The organism is Cyclobacterium xiamenense, from assembly GCF_009467825.1.
Classification (GTDB): Bacteria; Bacteroidota; Bacteroidia; order Cytophagales; family Cyclobacteriaceae; genus Cyclobacterium; species Cyclobacterium xiamenense.
This window is the reverse complement of sequence record NZ_WIOK01000009.1, coordinates 68940-91134: the sequence shown is the minus strand read 5'-3', so window position 1 is coordinate 91134 and position 22195 is coordinate 68940. Positions and strand designations below refer to the sequence as shown.

The 22195-nt window shown below is 47.4% G+C and carries 15 protein-coding genes; 4 read left to right on the top strand and 11 right to left on the bottom strand.

Translation table 11 applies throughout. From position 1 onward, the window contains the following. Nucleotides 1–108 precede the first annotated feature (108 nt). A complete protein-coding gene (locus tag GCU44_RS08835; protein WP_154856012.1) occupies nucleotides 109–2493 on the top strand; it encodes a PAS domain-containing sensor histidine kinase in 2385 nt (794 codons plus the stop codon). Nucleotides 2494–2663: 170 nt separating this feature from the next. Next, a complete protein-coding gene (locus GCU44_RS08830; protein ID WP_154856010.1) occupies nucleotides 2664–3818 on the top strand; it encodes a baeRF3 domain-containing protein in 1155 nt (384 codons plus the stop codon). A 182-nt stretch (nucleotides 3819–4000) separates the two neighbouring features. Here GCU44_RS08830 and GCU44_RS08825 read toward each other — a convergent pair whose 3' ends face one another. The 4 genes from GCU44_RS08825 to GCU44_RS08810 form a co-directional block, all read right to left on the bottom strand. Then, the gene (locus tag GCU44_RS08825) at nucleotides 4001–8764 is read right to left on the bottom strand and encodes a T9SS type A sorting domain-containing protein (protein ID WP_154856008.1); all 4764 of its coding nucleotides are present in this window, start codon (nucleotides 8762–8764) and stop codon (nucleotides 4001–4003) included. Nucleotides 8765–8768: 4 nt separating this feature from the next. Then, on the bottom strand, nucleotides 8769–9770 hold the full coding sequence (locus GCU44_RS08820; protein ID WP_154856006.1) for a hypothetical protein: 1002 nt from the start codon (nucleotides 9768–9770) through the stop codon (nucleotides 8769–8771). Between the two features lie 241 nt (nucleotides 9771–10011). Continuing rightward, the gene (locus GCU44_RS08815) at nucleotides 10012–10872 is read right to left on the bottom strand and encodes an alpha/beta fold hydrolase (RefSeq protein ID WP_154856004.1); all 861 of its coding nucleotides are present in this window, start codon (nucleotides 10870–10872) and stop codon (nucleotides 10012–10014) included. A gap of 13 nt (nucleotides 10873–10885) precedes the next feature. After that, nucleotides 10886–12124 (bottom strand): MFS transporter, encoded by a 1239-nt coding sequence (locus GCU44_RS08810; protein WP_154856002.1) that lies wholly within the window; start codon nucleotides 12122–12124, stop codon nucleotides 10886–10888. A gap of 479 nt (nucleotides 12125–12603) precedes the next feature. Here GCU44_RS08810 and GCU44_RS08805 point away from each other — a divergent pair, with 479 nt between their 5' ends. After that, nucleotides 12604–13836 (top strand): DEAD/DEAH box helicase, encoded by a 1233-nt coding sequence (locus GCU44_RS08805; protein WP_154856000.1) that lies wholly within the window; start codon nucleotides 12604–12606, stop codon nucleotides 13834–13836. A gap of 21 nt (nucleotides 13837–13857) precedes the next feature. Here the strand turns inward: GCU44_RS08805 and GCU44_RS08800 are convergent, their stop codons facing one another. The 7 genes from GCU44_RS08800 to ytxJ all read right to left on the bottom strand — a co-directional run bounded on the left by GCU44_RS08800 (nucleotide 13858) and on the right by ytxJ (nucleotide 20649). After that, nucleotides 13858–14550, bottom strand: coding sequence for a DUF5995 family protein (locus tag GCU44_RS08800; RefSeq protein WP_154855998.1), 693 nt, complete (start codon nucleotides 14548–14550; stop codon nucleotides 13858–13860). 143 nt (nucleotides 14551–14693) lie between these two features. After that, nucleotides 14694–15368: a sulfate/molybdate ABC transporter ATP-binding protein gene (locus GCU44_RS08795; protein WP_154855996.1), complete on the bottom strand. Its 675-nt coding sequence runs from the start codon at nucleotides 15366–15368 to the stop codon at nucleotides 14694–14696. Continuing rightward, the gene (gene modB, locus GCU44_RS08790) at nucleotides 15361–16035 is read right to left on the bottom strand and encodes a molybdate ABC transporter permease subunit (protein WP_154855993.1); all 675 of its coding nucleotides are present in this window, start codon (nucleotides 16033–16035) and stop codon (nucleotides 15361–15363) included. The genes GCU44_RS08795 and modB overlap by 8 nt, the downstream gene beginning before the upstream one ends. Continuing rightward, on the bottom strand, nucleotides 16035–16808 hold the full coding sequence (modA, locus tag GCU44_RS08785; protein WP_154855991.1) for a molybdate ABC transporter substrate-binding protein: 774 nt from the start codon (nucleotides 16806–16808) through the stop codon (nucleotides 16035–16037). The genes modB and modA overlap by 1 nt, the downstream gene beginning before the upstream one ends. A gap of 126 nt (nucleotides 16809–16934) precedes the next feature. Next, nucleotides 16935–17273, bottom strand: a complete 339-nt coding sequence (locus tag GCU44_RS08780) for a winged helix-turn-helix domain-containing protein (protein WP_154855989.1) — start codon at nucleotides 17271–17273, stop codon at nucleotides 16935–16937. A 38-nt stretch (nucleotides 17274–17311) separates the two neighbouring features. After that, nucleotides 17312–20170: an outer membrane beta-barrel protein gene (locus GCU44_RS08775; protein WP_154855987.1), complete on the bottom strand. Its 2859-nt coding sequence runs from the start codon at nucleotides 20168–20170 to the stop codon at nucleotides 17312–17314. Nucleotides 20171–20310: 140 nt separating this feature from the next. Further along, the gene (ytxJ, locus tag GCU44_RS08770; protein WP_154855985.1) at nucleotides 20311–20649 is read right to left on the bottom strand and encodes a bacillithiol system redox-active protein YtxJ; all 339 of its coding nucleotides are present in this window, start codon (nucleotides 20647–20649) and stop codon (nucleotides 20311–20313) included. A gap of 153 nt (nucleotides 20650–20802) precedes the next feature. Between ytxJ and GCU44_RS08765 the strand changes: the two genes are divergently transcribed. Further along, nucleotides 20803–22194: a DUF4403 family protein gene (locus GCU44_RS08765; RefSeq protein ID WP_154855983.1), complete on the top strand. Its 1392-nt coding sequence runs from the start codon at nucleotides 20803–20805 to the stop codon at nucleotides 22192–22194. The last annotated feature ends 1 nt before the right edge of the window (nucleotide 22195 follow it).

Here is a 22195-nt window from a genome sequence, read left to right as displayed (position 1 = left end):
ACATTTTTTGCCGCTTTGTGTTTTTTCGGAAAAATTCCATTAAATTTACTTGTAGTGGTAATCCTTATTTAAGGTTCTACCCAAATTTGTACTTCGGAATTTTTTTTCATGAAAAAATCCACTTTTACAGACACGGATGAAGGGGAGCGGTTGGCAGTACTGCATTCGTACGATATTCTGGACAGCCCACCCGAGGGAGAATACGATGCGCTTACCGAGTTGGCGGCAGGGATAGGTAAAACGCCCGTCTCTATGCTCACCTTTCTGGGAAAAGACATTTCCTTTACCAAATCCTCGTTTGGATTTACCCAACATGGCCTTGCTGAGATCGTACTGCCCCCTGGCTTCGGCAGGAAACAAGCCCATGTGCCCATCGTGATTTCGGATTCTCGCAAAACAGCACTTGAATTGTTTAATGGCCATGCCGAATACCACTTTTTTGCAGGTTTTCCGGTGGTCTCTCCCAATGGGTTTTTGTTGGGATTTTTATGCCTACTTGGTACCGAACCGTCCGTATTGGACCAACAGCAGAAGCGCAGCCTTAAATTACTGTCAGGCCAGGTTACCACCTTATTGGAAGGGCGGAAAAAGCAGCGGGTTTTGCAGCAAAGCTACCGACTCCACCGCGAGATGGAAAAGCAGCGCGCGCTGGATCGAGTGAATAGCGATGCCCTGATCAATACCACTACCGACGACATTTGGAGCATCGATACGAACCTTCGTCTTGTTGCTTTTAATGACGCCTTTGCTAAAAAAATGGAACTACTGCTTGGTTCCAAGATCTACCCCGGCTCCCCGGCCCTTTTCCCGGAAAAGATCCCGGCAGACATGCACCAAACCTTTAGCAGCTTTTTTACCCGTGCACTTGCTGGAGAATCCTTTACCGAAAGCTATTGCCGGGCTGAAAAGTTGGAATCCGGCATGGAGATTTGGATCGAGCTAAGTGCCCATCCAATTCTGCAGCATGGAAAAATAACGGGCGCCGCATTCTTCGCCAGAACCATTACCGAGCGAAAATTAGCCGAGATCAAAATCAAAGAATCGGAAGCCAATTACCGGATGCTATTCGATTTCAGCCCTCTTCCCAAAATACTCTTGGATGTGGATACCTTGGAGATTTTAGAGATCAATCGGGCTGCATTGCGCAGTTACGGCTACGAACGCCACGAAATCCTGGGGTATAGCATGGGAATCCTTCTTCGGGAAGAAGAAATCGGTGTTTTTTATGAGTCAATTCAGCACTTCCTGGGAAAAGGAGAGCCAGGCAAGCTGAACCCCTCCATTCATCGCAAAAAGAACGGCGAACTGATACAGGGGGAGTTATTGCTTCACGAACTGGTGTACAACGGCAGAAAATGCATGATGGCCATTCTACATGATCAGACGGAGCAGTTGCAAACCCTTTCCCTGAAATCCCAATTGGCGAATATCATGGAAAACAGCCTAAATGAGATCTACATTTTTGATACAAAAAGCCTCCATTTCTCCTACGCAAACCGGGGTGCCTTGTTAAATATCGGTTATCGAATGGAGGAGCTTCAAAAACTGACTCCCTACGATATCAAACCCGAATTTGGGGAAGCGGAATTTCGATCGTTCATAGAACCGTTGGTCTCCGAAGCGCAGGAAAAGTTGATTTTTGTTACCGTCCACGAGCGAAAAGACGGCTCACGCTACCCGGTAGAAGTACACCTGCAAAAAATGCGGTACGAAGGGCAGCCTGCCCTGGTTGCCATCATCATCGACATTACCGAAACCAAAAAGACCGAACAACAACTCCAGGAACTGAATGAACTTCTGGAGAAGAGTAACCGGGAACTCGAACAATTTGCGTCCATTACGGCCCACGACTTACAAGAACCCCTGCGCATGGTTTCCGGGTTTACCTCCTTGCTAAAGAAAAAATACGAAAAAAAACTCGACGAAAAAGGGCTTCAATACATACACTATGCCATGGATGGCTCTATTCGTATGCAGCAAATGATCCAGGATATTCTGGAATACTCCAAAGCGGGAAAGGAACTGACCTCCATGGGCACTTTTTCGTTGACAGAAGTGCTCGATCTTGTGCGAAGCGACCTAAAAAAGAGAATTGCCGAAAAAGAAGCCAGGATGGTATTTCCCTCCCAGGACCTGCAGCTCTCCGGCCACCAAAACTCCATCTATCGGTTATTTTTGAATCTGGTATCCAATGCCTTGAAATTTATACCCGAAGACACCCAACCGCGGGTTCGCATCCATGTGAGGCAGGATCCCGAAAAATACCATTTCACCGTGGAGGACAACGGCATTGGGATCGACCCGGAGAACCTCCCGCAGTTATTCCAACCCTTCAATCGACTTCACAACAAGCAAACCTTTGCCGGAACCGGCCTGGGCCTGGCAACTTGCAAAAAAATCGTAACCAATCATGGCGGTGATATCTGGGTAACCTCTACGCCCGGAGAGGGCAGCCAATTTCATTTTACCTTGCCAAAAGCCCCTGCCAATTAATTTAGCCATCGTCTGGGTTCCGCTGTGATTTTTCTGCGTTCAATGCCCCCAAGCCCTGTTCACAAACAATTGGGAATCCAACGCTACTCTGGCATAGCGATTGCACCTTTTTCAGCCAATGCTTTTTATTAAGCTGTTATTTTAATTTTACACCCTATTCATTCCCTGCCATGCAATTAGTATCCGAAAAACTTATACACGACTTACTGCTAGCAGAGAGCGCACCTTGCCTTTCGCTGTACATGCCAACTTACCGCAACCATCCGGATAACCGGCAAGACCCGATTCGGTTTAAAAACCTGTTGAAAGAAATGGAAGAGTCCTTGCGCAAAAAATACAGCGCCGATGAAACCCGGACTGTTTTGGCTCCCCTGGAGAAAATATCCAGCGACGATGCCTTTTGGAATACCAGTCTCGATGGCCTGGCGGTATTTAGTTCCCCCGACTTTGTCAAGGTGGTGAACTTGCCCATAGCCGTCGAAAGCCTGGCCATTGTGGCCGATAGTTTTCATACCAAACCACTTCGGAAGTATTTACAGTCCACCGACCGCTATCACCTTTTGGGCTTGAGCCTGGACGAATTCACTTTATACGAAGGAAACAGGCATTCATTGCAACAAATACAACTTTCCGACGACATACCCAACACCCTGGAGGATGCCCTGGGCAAAGAACTTACAGATGAGCACCACACCGTAGCCTCCTATGGAGGAGCTGCGGGAGAAAGTACCGCCATGCACCATGGCCATGGCGGTAAAAAAGACCAGGTAGATTTGGATGCAGAGCGGTTTTTTCGGGTGGTATCCAAAAAAGTGGAAGAAAATTTCTCTAAACCACTCGGAATTCCCCTTATTCTAGCTGCCCTACCGGAACACCACCACCTTTTTCAGCAAGTGAACAAAAACTCCGCGCTATTACCCGAAGGAATACAGGTAAACCCTTCGGCTGTGCCAAAAGAAAAATTGGCTAAAATGGCCTGGGAAGTCATGGAGCCTGCCTACCTGGAGAACCTAAAAAATCATGCCGGGCAATATGAGGAGGCCAAAGCAGCTGGCAAAGGAACAGACGACTATAAAGAACTGGCCGTAGCTGCGGTGGAGGGAAGGATCGGCACCTTGCTTGTAGAAGCGGACAGAATCATCGCCGCCCGCATCACCAATTTAGTAACGGGCAACACCCAGAAAAAAGACATGGACAATCCCCGGGTGGATGATCTTTTGGATGATATGAGCGAGTTGGTCTTAAAGATGGGCGGCAACGTGATCGTGATGCCCCCGGATACCATGCCTACGGATACCGGATTAGCGGGAATTTTTAGGTATTAATGCTAGGTCAATGTTTTCTTCAATAAAATCTCAGTTACTAAAACCTAAATGAATGCATCAAAGGCTCAATCAATTTGCTTGAGTCAAATAAACAACGAGCGATTTAATTTGTAGCCCTTTCCAAAATCAGTGTAAGATATCTGTATCAGAAAAGCTAACGGGTAAAAACCATCACAAACTGATTATTTGTTAATGATAAACCGATGTGACTCATTAAAATTCCCGGCACGCATCTGAATAATATACAGGCCGGAAGGTTCTGTCTGAACATCCATTTGCACCTGATAGCTTCCCTGATCCAGTTTCCGATCCAGGACCAATCTCCTGGCTTGCCCGGTGGCACTATATAGTTCAATGCGTACATCTATTTGTTCCGGTACAGAAAATTCAAAGAAAAGTGCTCCATCCGTTGGGTTGGGATACACTTTACCAAAAGAATAGGTTTCCGGGTAGTTTCCAATCGATTCCAGACCGGTTACAATATCCACTTCGAACGTCCCGACTTCAGACCATTCTCCATCTCCGGAAACATTTGATGCCATCACTCTCCAGAAATACAGCTTTCCCTCTTCCATTTGTCCGGTAGTCCAGGTAGTATCGGCCACTACTTCCTCGTGAAGCAAATCTTCAAATAGGGAGTCGGCAGCAACCTGAAGGGTGTAGGCATCCGCTTCTTCGGCAGCTGTCCAGGAAAATTTATCGGCGGATACCACGTACTCCAGAGGTGAAACCAAGCGAGCAATCTCCGGCAATTCCGGAACGTAAGTAACAGCCTCAATCGTATCGGTCTTCACTTCCTGATTACCGGTATGGTCAGTGGCTACACTAAAAAAGGCGTATTGACGACCCATTTCTCCGGTAAAGTCAGCGTCTTGCAGAGAGGTAGCTTGCAACCAGGGCTCAAAATCACCATCGTCTTCTCGTACAAAGATATCGTAGCTACCGATTCCTCCTCCCTCGTCCGTTCCAACCCACTTGACATTAAATTCCCTTCCCGACCGTTCCGGCAAGGACATCACATGACTATCCGGAGCCAGCTGGTCAATGGTATTGGTATACGGGCCATACGGAGGAGCGGGTCCCCAGGGACCTACCCCATCAAAATTGACATGTGCCTGGTTTTGAAAGGTGCTGTTGTGGCCAAGGCTGTCTAGTCCTTCTACGGTAAACATCACCCAGCCAATATTGTATCCCGTAGAATCAATGGGAGGAAGGTACCCGGCCGTGGGGTCCTCCGGAAGTTCCATGGTTTCCGGGTCCAGGGAACGGTGCACCCAGTAAATCTCCCGGGATTCGGGATTTACGGTTCCCTCTACATTCACCAGCAATTCCTTTTCCGGCCGCATATCAACGGTTACATTAAAATACTGTCCGCCTTCAAGCGGCACTTTCCAGCCCAGAAAACCAATCTCGGTAAAGTTAACGGTACCGATATCAAAATTAATGTCCAGGGTATCCCGGATAAATACTTCCGCTGCCGGTGCGGTCGCATCTTCTTTGTTCCAATAATCGATCTTGTATTCAAAAAGCTGTCCTTGGGGAATGAACCGTTTTCTATTGGCCAGATCACCATCCGTTTCCTGGTCAAACCCGGTAGGCCCATATTTGTCTTCCGGAGTGACGGAGGAGATTCCCAGGATATATTTTTTTGCCCTTAATACATCTTGCTTACATCCAAGACCAATTCCTACACCTGCTTCAAGAATTTCGTCAAAAGATGGGAAAAAATAGACATCTGCCATATTCAATGTCTCAATAGCACTATTGGCCAAAGAAAGCGTTATTAAATCTCCTTTTAATTGGTTATCTAATTTTTTACGTAGAACAGTCATACGATAAAATGTTTTTGGAAGAACTTTTGATAATTTTTTTACTTTCGATACAAAAGCTTTTCCTCTAGGGTCGGTTGATATAACTGCAATTCCACAACTTACGGTTGCATCAGCAATATTGATTGCTAAATCTGCTAGAAAAAAAACTTTTTTAGTGGTGTTCCAAATTCCTGTTCCTCTGTTCTTGGAAATCGGATCCCAAATATCGTTCTTTAATGTACTCACCGTTTTGGAGATACAATCATCCCAATCCCCAAAAAGGTAATTATAAATAGCTTCTTCAATAGTTTGGTTTGCAGCCACCCCGATTATTGCACCGAATGCCTTACCTAACTCTCTGGAACACTCATTTGATATTGGTAACTCGGAAATCTTATTTATCTTTTCGAAAATCCGCTCATAACTTTTTTTGGTTTTCTCCAAAAGCTCGTCAGCAATTAGATCGTTTCTTCTGCTTGAAGCACTTAGACTTTGCAAGTCCCGCACCACCTCAAAAAGTGAATCCAGTTCATAAACCAAGCGGATATATTCACCAAGCGCGTCATTTCCCAAGGCATCCAGCTTTTCTTCAAACAGCTCATCCACGGCTACCTGCAACTCGAAATCCTGCATTTCGGACAAGTAAATGCTCATTTCTATATCCAGGGATTCTCCGGCAGGTAAATTATTCACAAACAGGGGAACGACCATTTCCTCATCTACAATCTCATATTGGGATAGCGAGTCCAGTGGATAAATGCTATCGTCAATCGTACTGATTTCCGAATCAAAACGGATTTTTGCTGCTGGCGGAATTCCGGAAACAAACAGGGAAAGAAAGTTTTTATCCACATTTCCGAGATTGGTGAGTCGCACTACGAATTTTTGATAACGCCCGATTCTAAACTGATCTCTGGCAATCAGTTCCACTTTAACTTCCTGTTTTACCTCCTGCTGTATAAATAGCGGTTGCTCATGAAATTGGATCGGACCGCCGTAAATGCCCAGCAAATATTCCCCAGCCGGCAAGAGACCAAAATCCTGATGGGCTACCAGTTTGTTACCTGATTGGAAGACCGCATGCATGCCATAATAGGTAGAATCTTCCCGATTCATCAAAATGATGGAATCCTGTTCGCTGAAACCACGGCCGGTCAATTCAACGGTATTTTTCCCCTGGCCCATTTCGTATTGAGATAACGCTTCAATGGAGCGATTTTCTACATCAATACCGTTGGCACTGCTAACTCCCGCATAAATCAAGTAATCCCTTACCTGATTTCCATTTTCAGTCCTTTGCAACACGGCGGAATCCTTGTAACGGATATAGTACCTGCCGGATTCCGGGGATAAAATATGCCCTTTTATAGCATACCCTGCACCCATATTGCTAAAGGTCCAGGATTCAATGGGTTCTGTAATGCTTTCCTGAAACACCTCTATGGTGCTCCATAATCCATAGCCCTCCGTTTCAAAAAACAAGGTGTCCACATTGGAGCCTATATCCACATACTTCCAGTCATATCCATAGGGCCTGAGAATCTCTCCTGTGGTCCATTCGTTTGGTGGAAGCCAATCTGGTGCAAAAGATACCTTTACCTTGCCAGTAATCGGCCGGGAGGTATTATTGGGAATTTCTACGTTGTAAAGCGTGGATAAGGGCTTTTCTACTTCCAGGTCAAAATCGGAAGTACCTTCCGTTTTCCCAACGAGTTCCTCACCCAGAAACAGAGACATTTCCCCTCTCCATGTTCCCGAATATCCGATACGATCAGCCTTTTTCATGGTGACCAGCATCTTATCGGATTCAGGAATCAGGACAGATTCGTGGAAGGTACTGTCCGGTGCCAGCTCAAATTCTACCCATTGGTCATAAGGCATGGTCCCGCCTTCCAACAAGGTGAAGGGCTTTTCCAAGCTGAGGGTATCGGCCCCTTCTTCATTTATGACTTGTAGGGTGTAAGAGCCTATCGGCATTTGTGAAAAATCATACTGCACCCGAAGGCGGATAGAATCTGCTCGTATCAGGCTAACCGGCCCATAGACATCGCCTTCAGTCGCCTTTAAAATAACCTGCGGCAGGGAGTCCAAGCCAAAGCCCGCAATGGTCAGGTTGGCTTCCGTTTGTTGAATGCTTCCTGAATTGGGATAAATATTCTGTATTCCCGGTACTTCTACCACCTGGTTCAAGGTGTCCTGATTACAGATATTGCCTGCTACCAATGAGACCGGATACCAACCCGGAGCGTCGTACTCAAAAAAGTAACCTTTTTGATCCACAATTTCTTCACCGATAATCCATTGAAAGGTGTCGGCCGATGTGGAGGTATTGGTCAAATCTACTCTCCCTTCATTAATAGCAAAGTCAAATCCTGCCTTGGCCGGTTCTCCATTACATACACTTAGGGGTCTCGTTTCTACCAGGCTTCGCACCCCATACTCATTGACGGCGTAAATGGACAGTTGGTATTGCTTGTTTTCATCGGGAAGAAAGGAAAGGTCTGCCTGAAAATCCAATTCCACGGAAGTGGAAGGTTCGGGAATCACATGGGTTTGAAGAGGAGAGATATATTCTCCATCACTCAGGTAGTACTCCAACCGGGTAATTTTACTCAAGCTTGGCGTACCCGGTTGAAGGTAGAAAATCCGTTTGGTGGTATGCGACCACCTTCCATTATTATCCAGTGCTCTAAAATAAAGTTCGTGAAAACCAAAAGACAGGTCTTTGTCTGAAAGAACTGCCGTAATGTCCAGTGAAATGGATTGGTTTTCCTGTAAACTCACACGGACACCTTTTCCAAAACCGGGGTCGGTGTCTACAAAATACTCCAGGTATTGTAGATTCACATCGCTAGCCGGAATAGGATCGACAAAAAAAATCTGAGAAGCGGTGTGCGACCAGTTTCCCTCTGTATCCATCGCACGGACAAATACTTCATGCATCCCCGTTTCCAAGCCTGTCAAGGGAACCGTAAAATCGGATTCTACTTTTTCACCTTCCGAAAAAGTAAAGGGGCTGCCCGCTCCAAAACCCGGATCCGTATTGAAAAAGTACTCCAAACGTTGGATTTCTTGTGCCTTGGATATATAGACGACCAAAAAACAAAAAATAAATACCAGGTACCGTTTCAACATGGTGCTACTGGTTGGATTTCACCTTAATTTGAATGCCCACACCACTTTCTACATTTCCCGCATCATCCACTCTTAAATCGTAAATCAGGGGAATCGGTGCCAAACCGGAAAGCCTGTAGCCACCCTCGCCACCGAAAGCACCGGCATCTACCCCCTCATATCCTGCGCCCTTGGCTGGGGAATTTTGAGCCAATTGGTACTGACCATCCGAACTTCCTTCTTCCACAAAGACATTGCTTATGTCCACATTCCGGTTACCATTTTCAGTTCCAAATTGTCCATTTGCCGCCAGGTTATTTTGCAGGTTTCCGGAGGTGATAGTGACAGCCGCATTTACATTTGTAATAATATTGTTACGGAAGGAGGCAGCACTAATGGTGATGTTATTGCCTGTAAAAACATTATTCTCACAAATCGAAAAACTTCCCCTTCGCGTATTAAACGAACCTCCAATAAAGAGATTGTTGCGGACCACTACATCACTGAAAACGGTACTTGAAGTATAGCCACCAACGTCTCCAAGCATATAATTCTGAAATATCCGAATACCGGTCTGATCAGTGATGGTTACACCACCCCTCATGTAGCAACGCTGAATAGTGATATTGTTGGTAGCAACAAAAATCCCGCTGCTACTGGTATAGTCAAACACCACACCCATTACCATAGAACCTTCGGAACCGGTATTAAATCTAATGGTGGAAATAACGGCTTCTTCTGCCCGGGCCTGGGTTTCCGGATTTTCGGTGAGAAAATATCCGGGCCCGATGATGACCAACCTCTTGGTACAGGTAAAGTTACTGTACCTCACGGGTGAGCCTTCCAGGTGAATGGTATCACCGGGCAAAACATCCGCATCATCATTTAAAGGTGCCAGTTGCGAAAAAACACGTTGCGACTTATCCGTTTCCAATTGATTATTAATGCGCCAAATCCCTGCACTACAAGGTAAGTGGCTAGTCCCAAAAACTAGAAAGAGCGCTATCAAATGCCAAAAGTATTTCATAGTAAAATTTGTTAAGGTGATCATTGACCAAAATTTCAGAACTCCCTGGTTTTTACTACGCTCCGATTCTAGGTTGATTGACAAGAAAGCTAGTTGTTTCAACCAAAGCTATTCTGTTAACTAATAATAAAAGTATCATTTTAGATTTCAAAAGACAAATTTTTGTATTTAAACAAAGCTAAAAAATTTCTTCAATCCAAGGTGCCATCTTGGATAAAAAGGAATTTCGATTCTAGATGTCTCACTCACACCTCCCATTAACAAATCCGACAACCAGTTGAACCACTTCATCGGAACGCAATCGGTGACCCAGACCACGGGTGGCGATTAGTTTTGCCTCGGGGTAGACGGCGGCGAGCTGTTCCGCATGACAAAAAGGGATTCGTTCATCTTGTTGGTCGTGAATGATTAGTCCCGGCAGGCATAGCGTACCCGCCAGCTTGCTTAACCCGAAAAGCTGCAGGCCTCCGGGCGTCCTGACTTCCATTTCCTCCATCATGCAAGCCACCGTTTTCGGATACAGGCCAAGGGCCTTGCTAAAAACCTCAACCAACGCCCCAATCGTCACCGGGGAAGCCAGGATTACCAGCCGCTTTACCGCTGGAAGTGCATGTATGGATCGCGCATATAGGTAAGAATAGCCACCTAGCGAATGGCCCACCACGGCATCAACTCCACCCACTGCGTTCGTGATTCGCTGGATCAGCTCAGCATTTTCGGGAATGGTAAACCGATTGCCTCCACTCAAACCGTGTCCGGGTGCATCGTAGGCCAGTACACGGAAGCCTGACCCCTCCAGTGCGTCGACATACGGTTGCCAACGAGCAGAATTGCTTTGCCAACCGTGTAAAAAAAGTACCTTTTTGGGGCCGCTTCCCCATCCATACAGGTGAATAACCTGCCCATTTACATCCATTTTTTTGAAACTCCCGGCCTTGAGAAACGCCCGCTCTTCGCCGTTAATTCCCCGGCGTTTCGGCCTGCAAAACAGGTAGAAGGCCAGCTTTCCCGCCTGCTTCGGAGCCAAACGGGCGAGGCCATTCAAGAAAAATCCAAACAATCGGTAGAACATATCTCCAGGCATAAAATTTCGGTAGGCCAAGGCACGCACCGTTCTATTTTTCTACAGCAGTGGCAGCCGGCACTTTCTCCAGCACCGCCTCTGTGTCTACCACTTTAATTTTCCGGATTAAGGGAATGCAAGACAAACTGAGAAGAATCGCTGCATATCCCACCCATTCAAAATGCAACAATTGACCATCTACGCCTTCCACCAGCACCATGCCTGCCAGGAAAGACGCCAGGCCTGCGCTCAATTGTTGCACGGCAGCATTGAAACTAAGAAAACTCCCCCGGTTTTCCGGTTTGGCGGTACCGGTAATCAGTGCAGCAGCGGGAACCATCCGGCCATTGGAGGTAATGAAAAAAACCGTAGAAACGAGCAGCGCAACGAACAGGGGGGTAATACCCAGATGGGTTATAATCCCAATTGGAATCACGTTCAAGGTCATAAATACAGAAAAAACCCGGACCTTGCCGTACGTATCCGTCAACCTACCTACCCAAGGGGAAGTAAATACCGTAAAAAATCCCCCTGCCATGTAAATATAGGTCAATTCCAATTCCGAAAAACCCACATTGGACACCATAAACGGACTCAAAAAAGGAATGATCATGAACTGACCCAGCATCATCAGCACCGTAAGGGATATGGCCCGCATCTGATTGGCATTGCCCGTAACCCGGCGGATGACTTGCAGGGGATTGGGCCGGGCATCCCCCTGCTGCAGCAGGTGTGCCGTGATGGAGGGCACGTACCGGTAAATCAACCAAAGAATCACCAAAGCCAATACCGCCAAAAAGAAAAAAGGTGCGTGCCAACTGGAAAGACTGGCGATAAACAGGCCAAAAGGAACCCCGAAAACCGATGCAACGGAAAACGCCCCCATGACCAGTCCCATGGCCCTTCCACGCCTACCGTCCGGAACCGCATCCCCAATAACGGCGAAAATCAGGGCCGAAGTAAGCCCTCCAAACAATCCCGAAACGATACGTGCCGCAAGCAAAAATCCATAATTGGGCGACAGCGCACAGGCCAGCGTCCCAACCAGAAAACCCACAAACACCCAAAGAAATATGCTTCGTCGGTCGTATTTATCCAGCACAAAGGCCCCAATAAAGCTACTAATACCTGCACTAAAGGTATAGGAAGATACCAACAAGCCAAATTGTTGGGGTGAGATGGCAAAGACCCGCATCAATTGCGGCCCCAGCGGCATCATGATCATAAAATCCACGATATGGGTAAAATTAACCGCTGCCAGCGTCCAGAGTAAAAGTTTTTCTTTTTTCATGCCTGTAAAACACCTCATCTATAAACCCAGCCCGGCCGCCGAAAGTTCTACCCGTTTCCCCATGGGAGGCACAAATCCCGGTACCTTCCGACAGGGCCCCCAACGGGTACCCGGAGTGGTTTGCCGGGTAAGAATGGAACCAAACGCCCAAAACCCTTCGTTTACAAGGCAAGCGCGAGTTGTTAGAAACAAATATTTCAGGCCATATCCCGCATTCCTTTCAATAAATCTGACTACCTTTACCCGGAATAAACGAAACGACTGCTAAAATCAGCCGTTGCCCTGCGAAAAAAATGCGTTTTTCCGCCCGCTCACATTTTCCTTTTAAGCCGCCCAAGATGCGTTAACGGTGCAGGAACAACAGCTGGAAAAGGTAACCGATTCCCATCGGCAATTTCCAACAACCGATCATTTCTCCACAAAAATTTAATCAGATACTAATTTTATGGCCATTTCGGTCATTCGAACCATACGATTTCATGACATTTAAAGAACTAAATTTAATAGAACCCTTACTGAAAGCACTTCAGGAAAAGAATTACGTAGAGCCAACAGCCATTCAAAAAAAGGCCATTCCACAGGTATTGGCCAAAAGAGACATTTTGGGTAGTGCTCAAACTGGTACCGGCAAAACAGCCGCTTTTGCCTTACCCATCATTCAGCTGCTACATACCGATTCGTCGGTAGAGAAAGGCCGGGTACGGATCAAATCGCTCATTGTTACCCCTACCCGGGAATTAGCCATTCAAATCCACGAAAACCTGGAGTTTTATGGAAAATATACCCGACTGAAGCATGCGGTCATTTTCGGTGGGGTAAAGCAAGGCTCACAAGTGAGTGCCCTAAACCGGGGGGTAGATGTCCTGGTGGCCACCCCGGGAAGGCTCCTGGACCTGATCAATCAGGGATACATCAAGCTGGATCAAATTAAGATTTTTGTTCTGGACGAAGCCGACCGAATGCTGGACATGGGGTTTATCAACGACATCAAAAAGTTGCTGAAATTACTACCCGCAAAACGGCAATCCCTCTTTTTCTCTGCCACCATGCCGGACAACATCGTAGGACTTGCCAATGAAATATTGACCGACCCGATCAAAATTGAGGTGAGCCCCGTCTCTTCGGCCGCCGAAACCCTGCAACAAAAGGTATATTATACCAACAAGTCCACCAAAAAAGACTTGCTTTTTCATATTCTGAAAGATAAAAAGATTGACCAGGTCTTGCTGTTTTCGCGAACCAAACACGGAGCCGATAAAATCACAAAAAATCTGAAAGGGGCCGGCATAGAGGCGGCTGCCATTCATGGTAACAAGGCACAGAATCACCGGCAGAAAGTCCTCAGCCAATTCAAGGATGGCTCCATTCGGGTACTCGTGGCCACGGACATTGCTGCCAGGGGCATTGATATCGACAAGCTCCAGTACGTCATCAATTACGACATTCCGGAAGACCCCGAAACCTACGTGCACCGGATCGGGAGATCCGGAAGGGCGGGAGAATCCGGCACGGCCATTTCCCTGTGCGAGCCGGAAGAAAACGGAGACGTACGCGCCATCGAAAACCTTATCCGTCAAAAAATTAACGTGGAAGACAACAATCCGTTTCCACAAACCGACAAACCCATGACGGCGCAGGAAAAGAAAGAGCACAACAAGGAAAAGCAACGAAAAAAACAAGCCTTTTTTGCCAATCGTCGAAACTCCAGGTAGGGAATTTGAAAAACGGCTACACTACAGGTAGCGCATAAACTGACGGGCCCTTTTCAGGACCAGCGCTTCCTGTTCTTTTCGGATGTACGCGCGTTGCTCCTCCGTAGCGCTTGCCAACAGGTGCAGGTTTACCTCCCAAACATCGTTTCTCCAGGAGCTGATGAGTTTTGAAAGCAACCACTCGTCCAGGCGACCCATGAATACATCCAGGGCTTCCATGGTCCAGGAAGATGGGTTAACGATGCTGTCTTGCACGGTGTCAATGGTGCGGGCGATTATCTCGTTTACTAGTTCGTGATCGGTCCGCAGCGATTCCTTTTCCTTTTCGGGCAACTGCAACCAGTTCTCGGCCAGGCAATCGTGGAGCGCAAGGGGTAGGTCGTAGTTGATGTGCGCATTTACTCCCAATAATAAATGCTGGGTGACGTTGATTTCCGGATTCAAGCAGGCATCGTGAACCTGACGCCACACCAGCGGCGAGCGATCGGGATCTTGATCGTATCGGGAAAGGGCCTCAAAATAATACTCCGAAAATCGAAGCAGCAACCTGGAAACCCAGGGGGCATTGGTAAATTGCCCTTCCTCAATGGCCTCGTGCATGGCCTGACTCATCAAGGTGTAACAGCCGAGAAAAACGTGCCGCTGGTCGCCGACACCTCTCCAGCCATTCACGCGTTCGTTCATGCGTAATAATAAGGTCGAAACGTCTTGCATAGATTCGGGAGGCAGATTTTAAGAACAATGGCCGAATAAAAGCCAGACGTCCATGTTCTGCTATTTTTTTTAAAGGAAATTGAAAGAAAAATAGCAATTCCCTTCCAAAAAAACACCAACGAGTAAAGAAATAGAGGAAAATTCTACTGGGAAAAAAACTGATAAGGGGGTCCGTCGAAACTAAAGGTTCCGTGTTCCATCACCAACACCCGCCTGGCCATTCGGCTGATTTCCGAGGCATCGTGGCTCACCAGAAGCGTAGTGAGCCCGTACTCTTTATGAAACTGCATGAGGTATTCCTGCAAGTTTGCCCGCATCTTCATATCCAGGGCCGAAAATGGTTCATCTAGCAAGAGTACCGCAGGCTTGCGTACCATGGCTCTCGCCAGGGCTACCCGCTGCTTCTGACCACCGGAAAGCACAGCTGGTTTTTTATCCGCCAGTTTCGTCAACTCCACCCGCTCGAGCAATTCCCCCACAATGGCTGCCTGCTGCCCGTTTTCCAGGGCAAACTCCAGATTTTGCCGGATGGTCATGTTTGGAAAAAGCGAATGCTCCTGAAATACCATACCTATATTTCGTTTGTTGGGTCTCAGGTTTATTTGTTGCTCGCTGGAAAACCATACCTCACCAGCTACTTTCAATTGGCCTGTTTCTGGTTTCATCAATCCCGAAATCATCCGCAACACACTCGACTTTCCTACGCCGGAGGGGCCGTAGAGGCCGACCATCTCCCCCGGATTCAGGTGACAGGAAACCCGTACGGTGAACTTCCCATCCGGCCCAAATAATGATTTTTCCAGTGCCAACTCAATCATAGCTCAAAACCCTGCTTTTATCGCGATTCAGCCAATAGGTAATGAGCAAGACCAGAAAGGAAAATCCAATGAGAATCAGACTATAGGTATTGGCCTGCCCATAATTCATGGCTTCCACCTCGTTATAGATGGCGACTGCAATCACTCGTGTTTCATCGGGAATATTGCCTCCTACCATCAATACCACTCCAAACTCTCCCACGGTATGGGCAAAAGACAAGACACCCGCTGTAAGCAGTGCACTTTTCATATTGGGCAGCATCACCCGTGTCAACGTAACCCACCGCCCTTTTCCCAGGGTTTGGGTGGTATCTATCCAGGCCTTTGGGATCCCGGTAAAACCGGAACGCAAGGGCTGAACCATAAATGGCAAACTGTAAATAACCGAAGCCAGCACCAGCCCCGGAAAGGTAAATACCAGACGCAGGTCAAAATAACGATCCAGGAAGCCCCCTATCGGATTCTCCGGACTAAAAAACAACAACAAGTAAAATCCCAAAACCGTGGGAGGCAATACCAGGGGCAAACTGACAATTGCTTCTACCATATACTTAATCCGGAACTTGCTAAATGCCAGCCAATAAGCCAATGGGATACCTATCAGAAAAAGAATTAGCGTGGTAAACAGCGCCAGCCTCAGGGTCAAAAAGAAGGGGCTAAAATCCATCAGTTTGAAGGTTGGGAAAAACCAAAATAGCGGAGAATACCGAGTGCCTTTTCCCCTTTCAAAAACGCCATAAAGGCATACGATTCCGGACTATTTTCCCCATGCCTGGTAACGACCGCGCCCTGGACCAGGGGGGAATGACTTGATTCCGGGATAAGAAAGTAAGACCTCTGATACTTTTTCATGGTGGGTGAAAGGGCCAAAGATAACGCAATCATTCCCAAATCTGCCGCTCCCGTAGCGACAAATTGAGCGGCCTGAGAAATGTTTTCTCCTTTTACCAATGAGGGGGCCAGCTTTTCATTCCAGCCATAAAAGGCCAGCGACTCCACCGCCCGTTTTCCATAGGGAGCGTGATCGGGATTGGCGATCGCTACCTTCTTTACCCAGGGCTGCTGAAAAGCCTCCATCCCAAGTTCCTTTACATCATACTTTCTACTCCATAGCACCAACCTGCCTACTCCGTATGCATAAATTTCAGATGCCGTCAGGCCCTTTTCGGCTAATAATTCCGGGTAGCGCACATCTGCCGACATGAAAATATGAAAAGGTGCCCGATTGGAAAGCTGTTCGTATAATTTTCCGGAGGAACCATAAATGGGCTTAACGGTGATTTGCTTTTCATGGTTAAAAACCAAGATAATTGAATCCAGGGCAAATTTTAGATCCGAAGCAGCAGCGACCAAAATCGGGCGTTCCGTCTGAGCCCATATCAACCGATAAAAGAGCATTAACCCCAAAAACAATAAAAATGCCTTACCATTGCATTTCATACAATCCGCCTATAGAATGTAATTCGATATATTTATAAATATATATCGATTTTACCTAAATCCAAAAAAATCCCCTTCTTGGCAGTTTTGACCATATTAGATATGGGATGAAAAAAATAGAAGCCGTTAGATCTTATCTAGGATTTCGGCTTCTTCTTCGGTAATTTTTTTCAATTTTTCGGACAATTTCTCAAACCTGAAAATCAAGTTTTGGGCGTGTTCCGTGAGTTCAGCTCCACCGCCTTTTTCGCCCCCTTTCTTTAGGCGTACGAAGGGCTCGCTCCCCCGGCTATTTAGGTCATTGACCATATCCCAGGCCTTTTTATAGGACATGCCCATTTGCCTGGCCGCTTTGGAAAGCGAGCCCTCCGATTGGATGCGTTCGAGTAATTCTACCCGGCCCGGTCCGAAAAATTTCTCTCCTCCAATGGTAATCCAGCACCTGAGCCTGATTTCCTTCGTCATGGCATTTTCGTATAGGTCTTGATCAATATACGGATAATTTACCAGCTTCGGGCACCTCTTCCACCCGAATATCCTCCCGGTCGCTGCTCCTGATCCGGCAAATCGGACTTTTTGAAGTTACCGATAATATAGGTAAAAGAGATCATGCCGTAACGGGTAAGTACGTTTGAGAAAGTATCGGTAACCGCCACATCGGAGATGCTTCTGGAGATGCTATTGTTTTGTTTCAATAGGTCAAAGACATACACTTTCAACTCTCCCTTATTGTTTTTAAGAAAACGGTATCCTGCTTCAATATTCCATAACCAAACGGACTGGTCCAGCCCTTCCGAAAGGCCCCGGTACAGCATGTTGTTCACATTATTGGCAATAAAGGTCTTCCCGTCATTTGGAGAATAATAAAACCGCAGGTTGCTGTTTTGGATGTAATAATTCTGGTCCAGATTTGATTGGAGGCTGCTGTTGACAAGGGTATAGGTAGCCGTAGTGGACAGCGTAAAATCCACATCTTTACTGATATTACTGGCAAACGTAACCCCCTGCCGAATGTCTATATTCTCGTTGGTATTGGTTTGTCCATTGATAATTCCCGGGGTTCGGCCATAGCTAAGTCCAGGGTTCAAATTGACCTTGGTTTTCCATTTGGGGATGCTGGTACCGTAGCTTAGGAATAGCCGGGCATTCATTTGCCCGTTTAGATTGACCGGGCTGGTGATTTGCCCGCCTCGCCTGAGTAGAACCTCGTTGTTAATCAGGGTATCCTGAGGAGCCACGAAAGTATTGGTGCCTATAAAATTGGTATTGAAATTTGTGAATAGAAACGCAAAGAACGTTTTATTGGTCTCCATATTAAACCGAGACATGTTCACGAACATGGAGTGATTGTAACTTTGACCAAGGGAGGGGTTTCCGACCGACAGGTTCAACGGATTGCTATTATTAATCACGTTTTGCAGCTGGTTGACACTGGGCTCATCGGTACGGGTACGGTAACGAAACCGATAGCTGGTACCTCCCTCGGTACGGTAATTCATGGTAACCGTAGGCATGAGGTTTTTAAAATCCCGATAAAAGGTGCCCACCGTTGGAAACTCACTCTGATTGTCCAATACTGCATACTGGTAATCCAGGTTCATGTTGATATTCAGTCCCTTGTTGTTGTACCGATATCCCAATCCAGCTCGTTGGGTAAGGAATTTGTTGTCAAACTCATTGCTTAAAGCTGTATCCAAGACCATGATGCCCTGCTCGTTGGCTAGCTGAAAGGTCTTTTGGTCGGCAGCACTCTTGTTGTTTCCGATCTGGTACGAAAGGGTCGCCACGGATTTTTCGCTGATGGGTTCGGTGTAGGTTAGGTTTGTCCGGTAGTTGAACCCATCCGAAAGAGCGGTGGTTTCCTGCACCAGCGTATCGAATGCGTTTCGAACGTAGTCCTTGTTGGAAGAAATCAAGTCCGTCAACTGGTCCCGTTGATTCCAGGATGTAAACAAATCGGCAGAAATCGTCCGGCCTACTTTATCAAATTTGTAGCGGTAGGTAAGGTTATTGGAAATGGAATAGCCCTGGGTTTCGTTTTCGGTCAGGTTTCGGGTATCACTTAGGGAGTCCAGGGACTGGTCCAGGTTTAGCCCTTCCAGGTTGCTGTACCGGAAATTATCCTGGAAATTAATGCTGGGACTGATGATCAACGCATTCTTTTCGTTGATATCGTACTCCATCCGTGCGTTCATCCGGTGGTTGTTATTCGTAATCGTACTAAGCTGATTTTCCTGATACACCTGTCGCTGATCTTCGGTAATAACCGTCTCCCGATTGGTGTTTTCAAAAACGGTGTTGTCCGTGGCATTAAAAAAGTAGCTTCCGGTAAAATTAATTTTCTCACCCCATTTGTCACTGTAGTTCAGCCCCAGGGAATTGGTGGTAATAATCCCATTATTCGAAGGTACGCCGAAACTATTGCCTCCCCCTCCGGGGCCGCCTCTTCGGCCGCCCCTGCGCCCGCCGCCACCCAGGCCACCACTTACGCCGAGTAAATCGTCGGATGCAAAGTTTTGCTGGTTTACGTTATTTGACATGCCGATGATCGAGATCCGTCGGTTTCCGTTAAAAAAATTGATATTTCCTCCGACCGAGTAGGTATTGTCGGTGCCATAGCCCCCATACACGCGGCCAAAATAGCTGTTGCGCATGTTTCCTTTGGTGATGATATTGATGGTCTTCGCGTAATTCCCATCGTCCAGGCCGGTAAGGCGGGATTGGTCGGAGCGTTGGTCCAGCACCTCCACGCTGGAGATGGCATCCGCCGGCAAATTTCTCAGGGCAATGGATGGATCACTTCCAAAAAATTCCCTTCCATCCACCAACACTTTCTGCACCTGTTCGCCTTGCGCCTGTACCTGGCCGTTTTCGATGGTAATGCCCGGCAGCTTTCCGATTAGGTCCTCGGCCATGGCGTTTTCCCGGGTCTTAAAGGCGCTGGCGTTGAAAACCGCTGTGTCGCCCTTCATTTCGCCCACGCTGGTCTCGCCCTCTATCACCACTTCGCCCAAAAGCTGACTGTCCTCCCGGATGCCGATCACGCCCAAATCAAGAGGCATTCCACGGGAAAATTCCCGCGTCACTTTCTCAAAGCCCACGTAGGTTATTTCTAATTTGAATACGGGCAACCGGGGATAGGCGATGCTGAACTTGCCGTCTGGCCCCGTCGTAGTGGAAGTAATCAGGCTATCTCCCTGGGTCTTGAGCACCACATTGGCGCCAATCATGGGGTCCTGACTGCCTTGCTCCACTATCTGCCCTCGAATCTGCGGGGGACTGGGGCGATCCTGTCGGGCCTGTAGGCTGCTTCCCGCCAGGGAAATAGCCAGAAAAAAGAAACTAAGCGTAAAAATCCTCATCGTATTCGTTTGGTTAACGTGTATGAGGATTAGACTGCCGAAGTTCCCCGCGGTTTAATGCCTGTTGGTAAAAAGTATAGAGGGCAAAATATGGGATTTAACGGCTAAAATCCGGGACAGCAATAAACCTTTCCCGAAACCTACCCCTCGACGGAAACGATTTCCCGGTAATTGATTCCCATGTGGCTGTTGTTGTAAACGGCTTTTCCGTCTCTAATTACAATGACCTGTGGGGAAGCATGGGCCACGGCAAACTCCTCGGCAATGGCGTTAGAAATGTCCCTGTGAGCAATTAAGTCCAAAAAGTACGGGGACAAGCGCTCACTGTCTTCTGCTTTCCAACTGCGCTCCATCCGATTCCAGGCCATGCTACTGATCGAGCAGCGGGTTGAATGCTTAAAAATCACCACCGGTTTCTCTTTGCTTTCTTCCTTTAATTGATCTAGTTGCGATAAACTAGCTAGTTTTTTCCAGCTCATATGCCTCGATTGATTTACGATTTTAATAACCGAATTTGCGGGCTTTAAAGTTCAACGGTTGCACAAAATTTTGGAATAGTCCTATCTTTGTGCCGCTTACGTAATTTATTACCCGGCGGCAACCGATTTATTCATTTCCTGCGTTCTACTACCATGAGCCTTCCCTGCTATCGTTTCTTTCCCTTTTTACTGCTCTTGCTGGCTGGCGCTGCCTGCCGCAGCCTTCGGGTAGACAATCCGCCAGCGCCACCCGAGGTTCCAGCCGCCGGCGCCGCAATAAACCTTCAGCTAAACATCCCGCTATCGTCTATCGCTAAGCGGATCAATCGGCAATTAAGCCAACAGCTGATAGACGAAAAGGGGCTTGAATTAGGGGATGGCCTGGTCGCTGACATCCACCTGGAGAAAACCGGTAACCTGTCCCTGGCTGCCTCCGATCAAGGCAAGCTCCAATTGGGCATGCCCGTGATAGCCGACGGAACCCTGCGACTCGAAAAGCGCATCTTTGGACAACGCGTGTCCACCGCGCTGCCTTTCGAACAGGCTTTGTCTCCCGAGATTGATTTTCTTCCCGTTTTGAATAAGGACTGGAGTTTTGATATCCAGGATCTGGAAATACGTTCGCTAGGAAAACCGCTTTCATTCGATGTGTTGGGACTTCAGTTTGATTTTGAACCCCTGGTCAAACGGCAGGTGGTGACCATCATGGAAAATCAGTTGCGCGACGGAGCCCTTGCGGCGCTGGATTTTCGAAGGCTGGCCGAAAACTTTTGGGACAGCTTCGGGAAACCCCGGTACATTCCCAATGGCATTTCCGGAAATTACGTGTATCCCCAGCCAGAAAGCTTGCGGATTCACCAAAAACTCACCCCGGATCAGGAACTCCAGCTCGGTATCGGCCTTACAGCCGAAATGGTCAGCCAAAGAGACCGGCCCCTGGCAACCGAACTGGCACCGCTTCCAGCATTGACACTGGAGGAGGTCACCGGCAATAACCTGAAAATCACCATCCCCATAAGCCTGAGTTTCGAGGAAATCGCCAGCCAGCTGAACGAAACCCTGGCGGACAGTCTTATCGTCCTGAACAGCAAGACCCGCATGCGACCGGGAACGATTTCCGTAAGTCACCTCGGGGAGCGGCTGTTGGTTTCCATGGATTTTATCGGATTACGGGAAGGGAAGAAGGATTTAGCCGGTCAGTTTTACCTGGCAGGCAAACCCGTTTTTGACGAGCTAAAGCAACAGATTTTCTTCACCGATATTGAATTCAAAGTGAAAACCAAAAATTTCCTAACCAATACCGTCAACTGGTCCAAGCGCAGAAAAATTCGGAAAAACCTGGAAAAGCGGGCCATTTTTCCCATACAGGATTACCTGAACGAGGCAGAAACGCTACTGGCCCAATTTGGGGAATGGCAAAGTCCCGTAGCACAGGTACTGTTGGAAGATCCTAAAATCGGTATCACGGGTATTTATCCTACCCGGACCGATTTGGTGATTCACGTTCAAGCGACCGGACAGCTGGAGACCCAGTTTTTTGACTAGC